13 protein-coding genes, 1 tRNA gene and 1 pseudogene are annotated in these 15,227 nt (G+C 59.1%); 4 read left to right on the top strand and 11 right to left on the bottom strand.

Annotation, left to right across the window (positions count from 1 at the left end):
• Positions 1-250: 250 nt before the first annotated feature.
• The 7 genes from VH564_RS15945 to VH564_RS15915 all read right to left on the bottom strand — a co-directional run bounded on the left by VH564_RS15945 (position 251) and on the right by VH564_RS15915 (position 7,776).
• Entirely contained in the window at positions 251-1,069 is an 819-nt protein-coding gene (locus tag VH564_RS15945) for an MBL fold metallo-hydrolase (RefSeq protein WP_423340821.1), read from the bottom strand.
• 4 nt (positions 1,070-1,073) lie between these two features.
• Positions 1,074-1,853, bottom strand: a complete 780-nt coding sequence (locus VH564_RS15940) for a TatD family hydrolase (protein WP_423340820.1) — start codon at positions 1,851-1,853, stop codon at positions 1,074-1,076.
• Positions 1,854-1,859: 6 nt separating this feature from the next.
• A complete protein-coding gene (metG, locus tag VH564_RS15935; RefSeq protein ID WP_423340819.1) occupies positions 1,860-3,413 on the bottom strand; it encodes a methionine--tRNA ligase in 1,554 nt (517 codons plus the stop codon).
• Between the two features lie 113 nt (positions 3,414-3,526).
• On the bottom strand, positions 3,527-4,561 hold the full coding sequence (locus tag VH564_RS15930; protein WP_423340818.1) for a DNA polymerase III subunit delta': 1,035 nt from the start codon (positions 4,559-4,561) through the stop codon (positions 3,527-3,529).
• Complete coding sequence (gene tmk / locus VH564_RS15925) at positions 4,558-5,250, bottom strand: dTMP kinase (RefSeq protein WP_423340817.1); 693 nt, start codon at positions 5,248-5,250, stop codon at positions 4,558-4,560. The genes VH564_RS15930 and tmk overlap by 4 nt, the downstream gene beginning before the upstream one ends.
• A gap of 152 nt (positions 5,251-5,402) precedes the next feature.
• On the bottom strand, positions 5,403-6,587 hold the full coding sequence (locus tag VH564_RS15920; RefSeq protein WP_423340816.1) for a D-alanyl-D-alanine carboxypeptidase family protein: 1,185 nt from the start codon (positions 6,585-6,587) through the stop codon (positions 5,403-5,405).
• Between the two features lie 70 nt (positions 6,588-6,657).
• Positions 6,658-7,776: a septal ring lytic transglycosylase RlpA family protein gene (locus tag VH564_RS15915; RefSeq protein WP_423340815.1), complete on the bottom strand. Its 1,119-nt coding sequence runs from the start codon at positions 7,774-7,776 to the stop codon at positions 6,658-6,660.
• Between the two features lie 282 nt (positions 7,777-8,058).
• On the opposite strand from VH564_RS15915, the gene VH564_RS15910 reads away from it, so the two are divergent.
• Both VH564_RS15910 and VH564_RS15905 read left to right on the top strand, forming a co-directional pair.
• Positions 8,059-8,148, top strand: a tRNA-Ser gene (locus VH564_RS15910).
• Positions 8,149-8,326: 178 nt separating this feature from the next.
• Positions 8,327-9,571 (top strand): tyrosine-type recombinase/integrase, encoded by a 1,245-nt coding sequence (locus VH564_RS15905; RefSeq protein ID WP_423340814.1) that lies wholly within the window; start codon positions 8,327-8,329, stop codon positions 9,569-9,571.
• 184 nt (positions 9,572-9,755) lie between these two features.
• Here VH564_RS15905 and VH564_RS15900 read toward each other — a convergent pair.
• Positions 9,756-10,586 (bottom strand): annotated as a pseudogene (locus tag VH564_RS15900) (terminase large subunit domain-containing protein).
• A gap of 1,196 nt (positions 10,587-11,782) precedes the next feature.
• Here VH564_RS15900 and VH564_RS15895 point away from each other — a divergent pair.
• Positions 11,783-11,965 carry a DUF3606 domain-containing protein gene (locus tag VH564_RS15895; RefSeq protein ID WP_423340813.1) on the top strand — a complete coding sequence of 61 codons (183 nt, stop codon included), beginning with the start codon at positions 11,783-11,785 and terminating at the stop codon, positions 11,963-11,965.
• Positions 11,966-12,299: 334 nt separating this feature from the next.
• Positions 12,300-12,821 (top strand): hypothetical protein, encoded by a 522-nt coding sequence (locus VH564_RS15890; protein WP_423340812.1) that lies wholly within the window; start codon positions 12,300-12,302, stop codon positions 12,819-12,821.
• A gap of 137 nt (positions 12,822-12,958) precedes the next feature.
• Here VH564_RS15890 and VH564_RS15885 read toward each other — a convergent pair whose 3' ends face one another.
• The 3 genes from VH564_RS15885 to VH564_RS15875 are packed head-to-tail and all read right to left on the bottom strand — an operon-like array spanning position 12,959 to position 14,813.
• Positions 12,959-14,113, bottom strand: a complete 1,155-nt coding sequence (locus VH564_RS15885; protein ID WP_423340811.1) for a hypothetical protein — start codon at positions 14,111-14,113, stop codon at positions 12,959-12,961.
• Positions 14,110-14,508: a hypothetical protein gene (locus VH564_RS15880; protein WP_423340810.1), complete on the bottom strand. Its 399-nt coding sequence runs from the start codon at positions 14,506-14,508 to the stop codon at positions 14,110-14,112. The genes VH564_RS15885 and VH564_RS15880 overlap by 4 nt, the downstream gene beginning before the upstream one ends.
• On the bottom strand, positions 14,505-14,813 hold the full coding sequence (locus VH564_RS15875; protein ID WP_423340809.1) for a hypothetical protein: 309 nt from the start codon (positions 14,811-14,813) through the stop codon (positions 14,505-14,507). The genes VH564_RS15880 and VH564_RS15875 overlap by 4 nt, the downstream gene beginning before the upstream one ends.
• Between the last annotated feature and the right edge of the window lie 414 nt (positions 14,814-15,227).

Genomic DNA, 15,227 nt, shown 5'->3' with positions numbered 1-15,227 from the left:
CGGCGATCACTGTGGCGCTGATGCCAGCAGTCTTCCAGCGCGCGATCTTGCGCCGCTCATCCATGTCAATCTGCGAGTAGGTGCGTTCCATGTCTCATTCCTTGCAAGCGATAAACCATTGTTATCTATTGCAAGTCGCACTTCATCCTTGAACCCACCCCTGCTACAGACTAAAGTTAGATAAGATAGATTATGGAACAAATGGCATCAAGCTAATCCGCGTTTCACCGTCTTTTTCCCCACTCGTGGCCTACAAGACCTCTAAATCAAACCAGAACTGCATATGATCATAGGCCGGTTCGACGTTGACGGGTGTTTCGATGCGAACGGTCTCGTAGTCGAGTGGCGTGTGCATGTGGGTCAGGATCGCCCGCTGCGGCTTCAGTCGCGCGATCCAGTCGAGCGACTGCTCCAATGAGAGATGGCTCGGATGGAAATGATATTGCAGAGCGTCGATGATGAGGACGTCGAGCCCTGCCAGCTTCGACACGGATTCTGTGGGGAAATCGCTGACGTCGCTGCAATAGGCCACGTTGCCGGCGCGGAAGCCAAGCGAGTGAATGTCGCCGTGCTGCTGCAGATGCGGCTGGAAACGGATGGTGCCGCCGTTTCCGTCGATGGTGAAATGCTGAAGATCTTCGATGATGATCGGCTCGACGATCGGCGGATAGTTGCTGCCCTCGGGAGTCTCCAGGCAGTAACCGAAGCCCTGGCGGATGCGGTCCATGGTCGATCGATCGGCATGGATCGGAATACGCCGGCTCTGGGTGTGAAAATAGCCGCGGAGGTCGTCGATGCCGTGGATATGGTCGGCATGCGCGTGTGTGTAAAGCACGGCATCGATCGACTTGACCTCGGCGCGGATCATCTGCTCGCGAAAATCCGGCCCGGTATCGATGACCACGGTCGTGACGCCGCCGTCTGGCGCGAACTGTTCGATCAGCAGCGCGGCGCGACTGCGCCGGTTCTTCGGGTTGCCCGGATCGCAGGCACCCCAATCGCCATTGATGCGCGGCACGCCCGGTGAGGATGAGCAGCCCAGTATCGTGAAGCGCCGCTGGTAGATCACGCGGTCAGATCCTCGGCATCTTTGAAAACACACGCAATGCATTGTCCGTCGTCAGCGCGGCGACCGCCTCGAGGCTTACCCCGATGGTTTCGGCGAGCACCTCGGCGGTATTGACGACGTAGGACGGTTCGTTGCGCTTGCCGCGCCAGCGTTTCGGGGCGAGGTAAGGCGCATCCGTTTCGACCAGCAGCCGGTCCTGCGGCACGGTCTTGGCAATTGCCCTGATATCCTCGGACTTTGGAAAGGTCAGGATGCCCGAAAAGGAGATGTAGCCGCCGAGTTCAACGCCGGTGGCAGCCAGCTCCGGGCCGGCGGAGAAGCAATGGAGGATGAACGGGAAGGCGCCCTTCCCCGTTTCGTCCCGCAGGATCGCGGCCATGTCCTCGTCGGCGCTGCGGCTGTGGATGACGAGCGGCAGACCCGTCTCGCGCGCCGCCGCAATATGCCGCAGAAAGCCGGTTCGCTGGTCCTCGGGCTTTACGGTATCATAGAAATAGTCCAGCCCCGCCTCGCCGATCGCCACCACCTTTGGATGGCGCGACAGCCGCACAAGATCCTCGACCTCGATGTCGAGCTCCTCGTCGGCATTGTTCGGATGGGTGCCGACCGAGCAGAAGACCGAGGGATAGGCATCGGTGATCGCGAGCAGGCTGTCGAGTTTGGCAACACGCGTCGATATGGTGACCATCTGACCGACGCCGGATGCATGGGCGCGTTCGACTAAGGCGTCGCGCTCCTCGGCAAAATCAGCGAAGTCGAGGTGGCAATGGGTATCGATCAGCATATCGCCTCAGGCCTCCGGCGCGACGTAGCGCGGAAACACCGGCTTCGGTGCCTCGAGCGGCGTGCCAGCCACAAGGCGACCCGCCTCGCCCAAGGCTGCAAAATCGCGCTTGTCGGCAGGAATGGCGACCAGGTCGAGCAGCTTTGCGGCCGAATCCGGCACGAAGGGCTGCAGCAGGATACCGATCTGGCGAACCACTTCCGCCGTGATGTAAAGCACCGTGCCCATGCGGATGATATCGGTCTTCTTCAGGGCCCAGGGTTCCTGGCCGGCGAAGTAGCGGTCGGTTTCCGAGACGACGGCGATAATGGCCGCCAGCGCCCGGTGGATCATCTGCTTGCCCATCTCCTCGCGGGTGATCTGCTCCAGCGCATCGACCTGCGCCAGCATGGCCTTGTCGACATCCGACAGCGGCCCGCATTCGGGGATCTTTCCGTCACAGTTCTTGACGATCATTGACAGCGAGCGGCTGGCAAGGTTGCCGATGCCGTTGGCGAGATCGGCATTGATCCGCGTTCCGATCGCATCCTCGTTGCAATTGCCGTCCTGGCCGAAGGAAATTTCGCGCATCAGGAAGTAGCGGATCGGGTCCAGACCGAAATGGGCGATCAGTTCGAAGGGATCGAGGACGTTGCCGAGAGACTTCGACATCTTCTCGCCGCCTTTGGCAAGAACGAAGCCGTGCGCGAAAATGCGCTTCGGCAGCGGCAGCTTCGCCGACATCAGGAAAGCCGGCCAGTACACGGCGTGGAAGCGGATGATATCCTTGCCGATGACATGGACATCCGCCGGCCAGAATTTCGCGCGCGGACCATTCTGATCGTCGAGATAGCCGGTCGCAGTGAGATAGTTGGTCAGCGCGTCGACCCAGACATACATGACATGCGCCGGATCGTTCGGGACCTTGATGCCCCAGTCGAAGGTCGTGCGCGAAATCGACAGGTCACGCAGCCCCGACTTGACGAAGGACATCACCTCGTTGCGCCGCTCCGACGGGCCGATGAACTCCGGATCGTTTTCGTAGAGCGCAAGCAGCTTGTCCTGATATTGCGAGAGGCGGAAGAAGTAGCTTTCCTCCTGCACCCATTCGACCTGCGTACCCTGTGGACCGTAGCGCAGGCCGTCGGCGCGCAGCTCGGTCTCGTTTTCCTGGTAATAGGCCTCGTCGCGGACAGAGTACCAACCGGCGTAGGAATCCTTGTAGATGTCGCCGTTATCGGCCATCAGGTTCCAGATGTCTCGCGACGTCTCGTGGTGCCGTTCTTCCGTGGTGCGGATGAAATCGTCGTTCGATGCGTTGAGCAGCTTGCCCATGGCGCGGAACTCGTCGGAGTTGCGCAGCGCCAGCGCTTCGGGCGTGATTCCCTCGAGCTTGGCAGTCTGCTGCATCTTCTGGCCGTGTTCGTCGGTGCCGGTCAGGAAGAACACCTCGCGCCCGTCCAGCCGCTGGTAGCGGGCCAGCGCATCCGTGGCGATCAGCTCGTAGGCATGGCCGATATGCGGCTTGCCGTTGGGATAGGCGATCGCGGTGGTTATGTAGAAGGGGGAAGTGTCTTTCATCGGCGGCATCGAGCCCGTTTTGTTATGTTTACAGAATGTCCGTCGCTATTATCGCAAGTCGCACCGCAGCGAAACCTTAAGTTTACAGCATTGGCGGTCGAGCCGGCACGAGGCTAGGCCAGTTGCTGCTTCAGGTCGCCCAGCACCGTTAATATGGTCTGCTTGCGGTCGAGATTGTAGGCCTGCGACACGGTCAGTCGCTCGGTCACCTCGGAATGCAGTCGCGACATCCGTTCCGCTACGGTAACCCTCCCCTCAAGCGCCGCCTGTCTGGCGCGGCCCATAATGTCGTCCTCGATGTGCGAGACAAAGAAATCGAAGATGGTTTCGCTTTCGCGACCAGACAGCACATCGGCCAGCTTGTGCATGGCCTTGCGGGCGGCGGGACCATCTGCGGCGACGACCTGGCGATAGGCGGCAATGATGTCGCCGCCGCCGTAGTTCAGCAATTTCAATGCCTCGCTGACGCTGCCCTTGGCGTCTCGCAGAAGCTCCGCCGTCCGCGCGTCCTCCAAACCGATGCCGAGATGCGATATTGCGGCCGCGAGAGCCTCGTCACCGAGCGGTGACAGGCGCAGCGGCAGACAGCGCGAGCGGATGGTCGGCAGCAGCTTGCCCGGCGCATGCGACAGCACAAGGAACAGGGCGCGCTTCGGTGGCTCCTCGAGGATCTTCAGGATCGCATTGGCAGCGCTGCGGTTCATGTCGTCGGCGGGGTCGATGATGACGATGCGCCAGTTGCCCGTCCCCGAGGTCTGCGAAAAGAACTTGCCGGCGCGCCGGACCTCATCGACGGTGATCGCCGACTTGACCTTGCCGGTCTTCTCGTCGACCGGTCGGGCCAGATAGAGCAGATTGTGCGAGGCGCCAGAGGCGATGGCGTGGCTGACGATCGAGGCAGGGTCCGGATCGGCGATATGCTCCGGCGCTGCCTGAGGGTCCGGATGAGACAGGACGTGGTTGGCAAAGCGAAAGGCGAGCGTCGACTTGCCTATCCCCTCCGGCCCTTCGATGAGGATGGCGTGATGGCCCTTGCCGGAGCGATAGGACTGGGCGAGAAACTCCTCCGCTTCGGCGTGACCGTAGAGCTTGGTGTTGTCCATCGGCGCAATCGCACCGTCGAGGACGCCCGGCCGTTCCTCGCTCATCGGACGATCTCCGGGCGAAACTTCGCCCTGCCCTTGGCAGGCTGCAACCGTCCCGACGCGATCGCGAGGATTTCGGCTGAAATTTCGTCCTGAGCACGCAGGGCATCGACGACATGGCACCGGCCCGGATCACCGGCCGCGATATCGAGAAAGGCTTCGCGGCGCTTTTCGTGGGTCTGCATCTCTTCCTTCTCGAAGCGATCCGGCTCTGCCGAGATCTCGGTGGCGGCACTCCGCCTGCGGGCGCGCTCCAGGCCGATCGTGGCCGGCAGGTCGAGGATGATGGTGCAATCGGGCACCACGCCGTCGACGGCGATCCGCTGCAGCGCCTCGATAAAATCAGCCTCAAGGTTGCCGGTGACACCCTGGTAGACGCGCGACGAATCCATGAACCGGTCGCAAAGCACGATCTTGCTTTGGCGCAATGCCGGACGGATGATCTCTTCGACGTGATCGTTGCGCGCCGCGGCAAAGAGGATGGCTTCCATACGCGTGCCGAAGGCCTCTGCCGCCCCCGACAACAGCACATGCCGGACTGCCTCCGCGCCCGGCGAGCCACCCGGTTCGCGCGTCACAAGGACATCGCGACCCTGCTTGCGGAGCGCGTCGGCAAGCAGGCGGATCTGCGTCGACTTGCCGGCCCCCTCGCCGCCTTCAAAGCTTATGAACAAACCGGTCTTGTTCGCCAAATGATCGTCATCCTGCAGTCTTGGATTCTATTACGCCATGTCGGGCGCCGGCGCTGGGCCTTCGGCGCCTGTGTAGCGCAAGATCGCGACGGACGAAACCGCCGCAGCGAGAGTGTTGGCACAGTTTGATGGCGGCATTGTGCGCTGCGCGATCAGGCCGGAGCAGGCGTATCCCAAAGCCAGGAAAAAAGCAGTGTCTCCGACAGCTCCACCAAGGCATCCAGCGCCCGCCGCCCGAGACCGCCCTGGGCAATAGGGGCATCGGTGTACAATGGCACTTCGCGGACAATTCGGGTGCCGGAAAAAACCCGCAAGGTGCCCGCCTGGTAGCCTTGCGTCACCGGAGCCGCGAGCGGCCATCGGTAGATGACGCGGGCGGTCAGCCTGTCGGGATTGTTGACCGGAACATAGACATCGACAGGGCTCTTGGCCACCAACCCGACCGACGATGTTTCGCCGCCATAGACGCTTGCCGTGCCGATCACCGTCCCGTCGCCGTCGAAGATACGCTGGCTCTTGAAGTTGCTCAGCCCCCATTCCAGCACGCGCTTGGCTTCCTCCGTGCGCTCCTTGTCGGAGCCGAGGCCGCCCAATGCAAGGAACAGCCGGCGTCCGTCACGGGCAACGGAGGTGACGATGGAAAACCCCTCGCCTTCGGCAAAGCCTGTTCCAAGACCGTCGACGCCCATGGTGAGCGGCAACAGCGGATTGCGGTTGCGCTGGAAAATCTTGTTCCAGGTGAAGTCGGGTTGGGCGAACGTCTTGTAGAGGTCAGGGTATTTCGATTGCAGGTCCTGCGCCAATGTCACCAGCTCGCGCGCCGATATTTTGCTGTCGGCATCCGGCAGGCCGGTGGAATTGCCGAAATTGGCTCTTGGCATGCCGATTTCGCGGGCATGCTGAGTCATCCGGCGGGCAAATTCGGCCTCGCTGACGGACAGTCCCTCGGCAAGCACGATGCACCCGTCATTGGCCTGCTGAATGGCCACGCCGCGGATGAGATCGGCGACTGCAACGCGCGATTTCAAGGCCGCAAACATCGTCGAGGCCCGCGAGGGGGCGCCGCCCCGGCGCCAGGCGTTTTCCGATACACCGTAGGTCGTATCGAGGCTGATCTCACCGCGTGTCACCGCGTCGAAAATGACGTCCAGCGTCATCAGCTTGGCGAGCGATGCGGGTGAAAACGGCTTTTCCTCGTTTTTCGCAAGCAGAACAGTCCCGGTCGAGGCCTCGATCATGAAGGCCTGGCCGGCCTTGGTGTCGAACGCCGGCGGCGGCGTCTGCGCCAGGGCACTGCCGGCGGCGAGCAGGAAGACGGCAATCAGGCTTTTCAGCATTTCCTCTCCCCCTTCCGTCTGGACGATGATCAAGCGTAGCGGCCCTCAAGTATGAAGGCAATTGTTGCCGTCAATCCACCCGCGTGGCCGCCTGCTGACGATGGTAGGCCGCCAGAATGGACTGCGGCGTCAGGCCATCGTCGCGCACCATGACGGCGTCGATGGCCCTTGCTGCCTTGCTCTTATCCACCGTCGGCTCGCCGTAGGCGACGACCAGGGACGGCGTTGGCAGGGAGGCAAAGCCCGGCCGAGCATTGGGGCGCTCGCGAGGAATAGGTCCGATTGCCGGCAGCGACACCGTGAAGCCCTGCACCTGCGGCTCCGGCGCCCCCCAGGTCATAGCGGGCTGGTTGAGGGCCGGCGCGGTCGGCGTCGAGCCTGCATAGGCAGTGGAGGCCAGCGAGGCTTCGGCCGGCAGGGGGACGGACGCGACCGCGCGGCGCGTAGGCTGGCGGAACGGGGTCGGCGCGTAATCCGGCAGCTGGTCGGCGGTCATGCGGCCGTTCGATGCGACCATCACGCCGCTGGCGATCTCGCCGCCTGGATTGACGCTGGGAAGACGGCTGCCCTTCGGCACGTAGGATGCCATCAAATAGGGCATGTCGTGCCCTTCGAGGGGCGCACGGCCAACATATTGCACGCGAACGGCGCCGGTGCCGCTATGGCGGAGATCCAACAGGTCAGCGCTCTTGTTCGACAGGTCGATGATACGGCCCGGATGATAAGGGCCGCGATCGTTGACGCGAACGACCAGCGACGAACCGGTCTCGACATTGGTCACCCGGGCGTAGCTCGGCAGCGGAAATGTCGGATGGGCGGCGGACAGCGTCAGCTGGTCGTAGACTTCGCCATTGGCGGTCAGGCGGCCATGGAAGGCCGATCCGTACCAGGAGGCGATGCCCACCTTATTGTATCTGTAGTCTTCCTTCGGATAGTACCAGGCGCCTTTGACCTGATAGGGATTTCCGACCATGAAGCGCCCGCCGCCACTCGGAATCTTGCCGCTGGTGACGACCCGCGGGCTGGCCTTGACGCCATATTCCGCTTCCGAGAAGTATTCCTTGCCATGCTTCTTCTTCACCGGCGGCGCCTGGGTCGTGGCGCAGGCCGTCGCGGTTGCGCAGACGGCTGATATCGCCAGCCATCGCAGGCCCTTCATGGTGGATAGGGAAACAGTCTCGAATGTCATGTCTGCCAAACCGCTACGCAATACTGAAAGTGGTGGGGGATAGCCGACGTCGCGTCCCGACCCGAATTCGACCTAAACCTCAATCACCTAACGGGGCTTTAATCATGTTTGCATGATGTCGAATTAGCCAGTCTCCGTGGCCGAATAGGAACAATTGTAATCATCATGGTTAACAGTTGGTGAAAGTTCAGCCCTGCCCGCCGAGCCGAACGCAGCAGTTGACGTCCCATCGCGAATGCATGTAAAGCCAACGCACCGCCCGCCGGCCATTTCGTCGGCATTGGAAGAGTGTCCGAGCGGTTTAAGGAACCGGTCTTGAAAACCGGCGTGCGGGAAACCGTACCGTGGGTTCGAATCCCACCTCTTCCGCCATCAGGCTTTGCAAGGCCTCCCCAGAATTGCCAAAACCTACAAATATTCAGCGGCTTATCCTTTTCCGCGTTACCAAACTTCACATAATCCTACATTTGGCTACCCCGGCCTTACGCTTGTTTTCCGGGTACTATCCGGGGTATTCTGATTTGCGAGTGGGGTACTTTGGGGAATTGGCATGCTGACGGACAGCCGAATCAAGAGAGAGCAGGCTCGTGAGAAGCCTTTTAAGATCGCGGATGGCGGCGGGCTTTTTCTCTACGTCTCCCCCTCGGGCGGCAAGCTCTGGCGATTCCGGTATCAATATGGCGGCAAAGAAAAGCTGCTTTCTATTGGTCAGTATCCTTCCATTTCGCTGATCGCAGCGCGCGCGGCCCGCGAAGAAGCTAAAGTATCGCTACGCGCCGGACACGATCCTGGCGTCGCGCAAAAGCTCAAGAAGTTAGGTCATGTGAAGAGCTCGCAGAATACGTTCGAAGTCCTGGCGCGCGAATGGTTCGAGCTCAACAAAAGTCAGTGGGTAGAGCGGCATGCGCTCGACGTGATAGGCAGTTTGGAAAACGAAATCTTCCCGCCGCTCGGCTCCATTCCAATCAAGAACATTGCCGCATCAGACGTGATAGCCGTGCTTCGGGTTATAGAGGCGCGTGGAGCGAAGGAAACAGCGCGACGCATCAGACAGCGGATGTCCGCTGTTTTCGTCTACGCGATCGCTACAGGGCGCGGTGAAGCGGATCCCGCCGCGATAGTCCAGAAGGCAATGGCGCCGCTCAAAAAGGGACGCCAACCAGCGATAACGGACGTTGCGAAAGCGCGCGAGATGCTGCGGAAGGTAGACGAGGAAATCGCCCATCCCCTCACGAAGCTGGCGCTGAGGATATTGGCCCTCACGGCCGTACGTCCTGGCACGCTGTCAACGACTCCATGGTCGGAATGGGACGACCTGTCGCCTACGTCGCCGATCTGGCAGATACCGGCTGAACGGCTCAAGCTGCGGCTTCATTACAAAGATGATGAGGCACGCGATCATCTGGCGCCACTATCGCGACAAGCCATAGAAGCCATCGCTGCCCTGCGCCAGATATCCGGAAAAGGACCCCTCGCCTTTCCGAACGCCAGGCACGCTCATAAACCAATGTCGGAAAATGCCATGGGGTATCTGTTGAACCGGGCGGGTTATCACGGCCACCACGTTCCGCACGGCTTTCGATCTACGTTCTCGTCGATCATGAACGAGTCATTCCCTGCTGATAAGGCGACAATCGATTTAATGCTGGCGCACGTGCCTAAGGACAAGGTGGAAGGTGCCTATAACCGCGCGTTGTTTTTGCAGCGTCGCATTGAGCTAGCGCAGGAATGGGCCGATATTATCAGCGAGGGCCTAGCGCCTGCCGCGTCCTTGCTAGGGGGCAGACGAAGGTAACATGGAAAAGCCGCCACCTTTCGGATGACGGCTTCTGGCGGGCACGTCTGGCGACATCTAGGATACGCAACTTTTTCATTCCCAGCCTCGTATCTCCAATAAGGAGGACTGTTTAAAATGAAGAAGCGAAAGCGCTACGAGGTCCGAGCCGAGGCAGACGGCACTAGCTCAGTCCTGGACATCTTTACTGGTCAGCCAACATTCTACATTGGGAAGACGATGTGGAGGATAGATGACGATCTTGCGAGAGTGGTACATGAACTTTTGAACTTCCAAGACCAAAGGCGGCGTGCCACCTTGAAGATATGACCGAAGCGCCGCCGCCCGATGATCGACTGGACGGATCGGCCCGCAGCATAAAATCGTCGTCTGGCGTCTGAGTACCGGCCGCCACCTTGATTGCGTGCTGATGCTCTGCCCAGCAAATGCTGTTGCGATCGCTACCAGAGTTCGTAATCATCAACAGAAGCGGCGAGCGTCGGAACTTGAACCCGCGCTCGAGCATCTCGATCACGTCACCGTTTGGGTGTTCGTGGAGCTCATCGCAGAGGGCAATGTATGGACGCGGACCAGAGCTTGCGCCCTCGCGCGAGATCGGACGAAAGAACGAGCCAGTCTTCAGGTCAGCAAGATTCTAAACAGGATTGCCGCCTGACTTGGTAATTCGCCTGGCCAGCGCCGGAGATTGGTCAACCATCGCGACAGCATCGCGAAACAGAACCATGGCCTGCGCCTTGTCCTTGCCGGCCGCGTAGATCTCGGCGCGCTCTTCGCTGTCGTACATCATGCCGATAAGACCGATGCCGCCAGCGAACGGGCTCTTGCCGTTGCCTTTACCTTCTTCGCCGTAGTAGCGCCTAAATCGACGCAGCCAATCGCCCTCAGGCGTGACCTTCTCCCACCCGAACAGGGACCCGACCTTGAATTTCTGCGACAAATGAAGCAGGAATGCCTTGCCCTCAAACTGGCCGCCGTTAAGCTTCAGTACTTCCTCAAAGAAGCCGATCTTGTCCATGGCCGCCGACAGGTTGAACCGCAGGCCGCGCTCTCGCCCCTTGGCGCGATCGTCCCTATGACGACGGCAGGCATTGCGGACATGCGGACCAGCGATAATCGCGCCGATAATGACCGCCTCCGCATACTCGTCGACAGGCCCGGTTGGGTATGGTGGGTCGATGATATCGCCGTTAGCGTCCGCGGAAATACTTTTCGGCTGGGTCTTCAGTCTCGCCATCTGGTGAAGCCCCTGCCTTACTCGCGTCTGCCGGCGTAGCTCCCATGGATCCAAGGCACTGTCTAAGAAGGTTCAAAGCCTGGACACCAACGTCTTCCCCGGCCATAAGGCGCGCGCGTTGGTATGCGGCAATTTCCATGATTGCTCGGTGGCTGCTATTCAGCCATGGAATTTCGGACGACATAACGTTCCACGCCTTCCGCTGCCCATCTGACATCCAGTCGGGCGGCGGTCCTACGGCGTCATTAACGATAGGCTCGTTGCGGCCCTCGAATTTTGTCTTTCGGACGGCAGACTGACCTGTCACGTTGGCCTTCGCCTTCGGAGTCCTTGGTCTAGCCATCGCCGACCCTCATATTCTGAATTGGAAAACTGTGCGCGTTTGAGGGCCGACGGTACATAGGCCGGGCAGGTCCAGAGATCCGACCCACCCCTCCCACGCCAAACCTTTCATTGTATCGCACCCAAACCTGAATGTCAACAACAAAATGCAATAAAAACATCGATTTATGTAGATTATTTCACTTAATTTCTCATCAAATCGGCCATCCATCTGCGTCGTATCGTATAACGTTCTGGCCGCGGTCCATCCGCCTCTTCGCACCGTCATGGTGAGGCTTGCAAAGGGACTGCAGGTTGGCAGGGTCATGGAATAGATCAAGGTCGCCTTGGTGCGGCTTGATATGGTCGACGACGGATGCAGCCGTCACGTCCTCAGCCTCAAGGCAGAACCTGCATAGCGGCTCCTGCCTTAGCTGCCGTTGGCGTAGCCGCTTCCATGCGGCTGTGCCGTATAGATGATGCCACCCGCTATCGTTGGCCATGCTGTCGTCTTTGCCTTGGCTGTATGGTGGGCACCTGTCCTCAGTAACGAATGATCTGTCGACTGCGCTCAATGATTGTATGGTCAGCCTTGAAAGGTGTTGGAACGAGTGCAGATTAACCCCTGCGAAGAGTCTAGTTCACAGGAGGCAAATATGAGCGACGATAAAAGCAAGCGCGGTGTCGACAGCAGATTTGTGTCTGGCAGCGAAGAGTATGAAGTCGAATATCTGATGAAGAAGCACGGCATCAGCAAGGCTGAAGCCTTAGCCGCTATTAAGGCTGCAGGTCCTGGGCGAGAAAAGATTGAGGCCTATCTAGCGGCCAAAAAAGTCTAACCCGATAGGACAAACGCGGCCCACTCAACCAGTTAAGGGAGCGGGCCGCAGGACTGCCACGCAGCGGGAGGAGGCCGCGCCTGGCAATGGGATTGATACGGGCGGCGATTTCATCCCTCGGTAACTGATTGTCTTCACGCCATGGTAAGAGAGGCCGAGGCACTAGTTCCTTTAAAACTAAGAGGGAATAGTAGTGAAACGGCCTTTCAACTGGATTGTAATCATCGTAGCCGTGTGGAACGTGTCCGCGTACATAGTGGCCTTCCAGCGAGCAACATGCGGCAATTTTTGGAGCCGCGCGTGCCTCGCATCAGGATGGGAGGGATTCGGAGATGTGGTCACCTTCACTTGGCTCAAAGATTACCAGGATGCTTTTTCCGGAATGGCCACGCTTCTGGCCGCGATCGTGGCGTACGCCGCCGTTCGTTGGCAGGTTCGTAGTGAGGCCCGATCGAAGCGGGTTGAGCAGCAAAGGCGCCTCCGCAACATTATGCACCTCATAGCCGTCGAATTTGACATCGCTGCCGCGTATCTGAAGAACAGGAAGCGCACTTGGAACGGTAGCGATTTGGCGGTGATCGACCAGCTTGCTGTCGAGATTGTCAGCTACGACGCCAATATGCTCGAATTGGCTAAACGTGCCAGAACGTTGATTTCTGAGTTTGCTCCAACCGACATCAAGGCTGCCGAACTGATGGCGCTAGCAGCGCATGAGGCGTTTTTACAAGCAGGCAACGAACAGCGTCCGCCCGAATCTCGGAGAGGATATTTTGATTCTGCGACTATAACCATAGCGCTCGGCGGTGGACCTACCACCGATATCAAGGACTTGCGTCATTATTTCAAATGGGTTTGAGGCAGGCCTGTCCGACCTCGCGAGTTCATTGACGTCCGCGGATCGACAGCGCCTCAAATGAAAACGGCCGCCAAATGGCGACCGCTGGAATTAGATCCTTCATATTAATACGACGCGACGACCACTTTGACCGGACACTAGGCCGCCAATTTGATTTCGGTCGGCTCGTCGCTTGCTGTTTCGTCAAACGCGATCAGAGCGTCGATCGCCGCATCGATGAGAGCCGGACCTCTCTTCTCGGCATAGGCAGGACCGAGCCCCATCGCCATACCAATTTCCTTTGCCGTTGCATCGCTGATCGCCATGTCGAGCACAATAGCGTGCTTGCCGAGCATACGCCTTAGCGCGGTTAGGTGCGAGGCGATCTCGACATGTCGAACGAACTCCGGCTCCCGTCCGGCAGACGACGAGATTTCACCTAGTGGCTTCGGTTTTTTTACGCCGCCAATCCACTGGTCGCCAGTCACGATACCGTCCTCCAGCCGGGTCGCCGGAAACGGCAGTTGCTCGAATGGCGTGCTGCCGGACACGCCGAACTCTTCCAGAACCGCTCTGGCTTCCTCGACGCCGAAACGGCCCACCTTGTCCTTGTCGGTCGGTTCCTCGCGAGATAGCGGCTTATAGCAATCTTCGATTACAGTGACGTTTGAAAACGGTTTTTGATAAGGCACGGCGGCCAGCGGTGATACGGCACCCTTCAGTTTTAAATAGGCCCATATCGCGCTTTCTGATCTTGATGGGTTGTCGCCGCCTTTGGGTGAGCGTGGCCGCTCAACGGGCTTCAGCGCCCTGCCCTTACGGGTTTCACCCCATTGAATGAGACGACCGTCGCGAAAGAGCAGTTTGCCGATAGAGGTGTCTGTGCCGCCATTCCGATTGACGTGGCTATTTTCTGCGCATGGCTTCACTGAATAGGTGTTGACCATGTCGCCCGTTACCGGCCAACGCTCGCGACCTGTGATCTCCCACCCGATCGCAACCAGAAGCTCTCCCTCGGAAGGTCGTTCTTCCGTTCTGGTCTCAACAGCCGTTTCCGCAGTCTGCGGTGGAGCCTCTATTTCCGATCCTGGGAAAGACAGGTTTTTCCAATGGCGCAGTGCATAGAGCCTTGCCTCGTCTCGTCGATGAGCAAGTCTTTCGAACGCGGGCCAAGCGAGCTGAGAGGGTGCAGGAGCGTTGTCGTTGGCCGCAGGCGGAATGCGTGCCGGCTTCGGCTTAACGGCCGCAGGTGCGGTTGTGTGTGTAGCCAGGAGTTCCGAGAGTTTGGACAGGTCTTTGTGATACTCGTTCATTTGCTAAACCGCTCCTTCGGATCCGGCATGTTGAAGATGGCCTCGGACAGATTGTTTGGAATACCGTGCGGCTCTGCGAGAATGGCCGCCTTTCCTACTCCCAGTCGAAAGCCGTCGGTCCTTGCTTTTTCAGCGATCGACCGGGGAACGCACAGCCCGAGCCAATAGTCGGCATTTGCCTTGACCTTCTCCAGTTTCTGCTCAAGCGCGGCATTGCGAATTTGCAGGATCTCTATGATCCGGTGGGCGTCGGCCAGCGCTGCCTTGTAATGCTCGGCCTTGGCGCAAGGGTCGCGTGGGGCTGTGCTGTCCATCACGATCGTCAACAGAGCTGCCTTCGTTGTAGCTTGGTGGTAGCTGGCGTCTCGTTCTGCCTTTTTGATGCGGCGGCTCACGAGTTGACGACCTCGTCGAGAAGCGGCGCCAGGTGGTAGCCAACGCTAGCTTTGTACTGCGGCCCCCAATGCTCTGGCATTTCATTAATCGCCATGACGGCGCCCTGAGCTCCATAAAGGCTGTCGCGCTTCCCAATGGCGGCTCGAATGGCCTTGCCGTCGTGAAGTTGGATATAGCGGTTCAGCAGAGGCGCTATGTGCTCTACCTCGGAATAGAATGCGCCGAGCTGGCCTTTAATGCGCGCGACGTCGTGATCGGTGGCGGCCATGTCGTATTTTTTGGCGAAGTCTTGTGCGTTGGTCATTTCAATACCCTCCATTGATGAGATCTATTTCCAGCCAGTGCCACTCGTGGTCTTTGTGAATTTCGCACCACACGAATGCCAATTGCTCGTCGCCTGAGCGTTCATCGAGTTGGTCAACCTGCGCCAAGTCGAGCCGATGTTTGATTTTCTTGCCATTCCGAGTTTCGACGCACTCCATCTATTATCCTCCGATTTCCTCGCGCACGCGTGAGTACGTGCTAAAAAACGTCACCCAAAACCTCCCTTGGGGTATACCTCCCGTCTTCCTGCACCCACCCTTATTATCTATATGATATTATTATATATTATTGTTATGAAGGGTGGGGTAAAGGGTGGGTACAAGACTGGGAAAAGAGTGGGTGAAGGGTGGGGTAAAATGGCCGTCATTTTTTTCGGCTCAATGGTTTTGTACCC

Origin of the sequence: Rhizobium sp. HT1-10, assembly GCF_049472505.1 — a bacterium.
Lineage (GTDB): Bacteria > Pseudomonadota > Alphaproteobacteria > Rhizobiales > Rhizobiaceae > Rhizobium.
Note: the sequence above shows the minus strand (reverse complement) of the source record. Positions and strands in the feature narration are given on the sequence as shown.

What these genes read in the sequence shown, in the direction of transcription:
- VH564_RS15940 (WP_423340820.1), bottom strand. Translation starts at nt 1,853, where the DNA reads ATGCTGATCGATACCCATTGCCACCTCGACTTCGCTGATTTTGCCGAG.
- metG (WP_423340819.1), bottom strand. Translation starts at nt 3,413, where the DNA reads ATGAAAGACACTTCCCCCTTCTACATAACCACCGCGATCGCCTATCCC.
- VH564_RS15930 (WP_423340818.1), bottom strand. Translation starts at nt 4,561, where the DNA reads ATGAGCGAGGAACGGCCGGGCGTCCTCGACGGTGCGATTGCGCCGATG.
- VH564_RS15920 (WP_423340816.1), bottom strand. Translation starts at nt 6,587, where the DNA reads ATGCTGAAAAGCCTGATTGCCGTCTTCCTGCTCGCCGCCGGCAGTGCC.
- VH564_RS15915 (WP_423340815.1), bottom strand. Translation starts at nt 7,776, where the DNA reads ATGACATTCGAGACTGTTTCCCTATCCACCATGAAGGGCCTGCGATGG.
- VH564_RS15905 (WP_423340814.1), top strand. Translation starts at nt 8,327, where the DNA reads ATGCTGACGGACAGCCGAATCAAGAGAGAGCAGGCTCGTGAGAAGCCT.
- VH564_RS15895 (WP_423340813.1), top strand. Translation starts at nt 11,783, where the DNA reads ATGAGCGACGATAAAAGCAAGCGCGGTGTCGACAGCAGATTTGTGTCT.
- VH564_RS15885 (WP_423340811.1), bottom strand. Translation starts at nt 14,113, where the DNA reads ATGAACGAGTATCACAAAGACCTGTCCAAACTCTCGGAACTCCTGGCT.
- VH564_RS15875 (WP_423340809.1), bottom strand. Translation starts at nt 14,813, where the DNA reads ATGACCAACGCACAAGACTTCGCCAAAAAATACGACATGGCCGCCACC.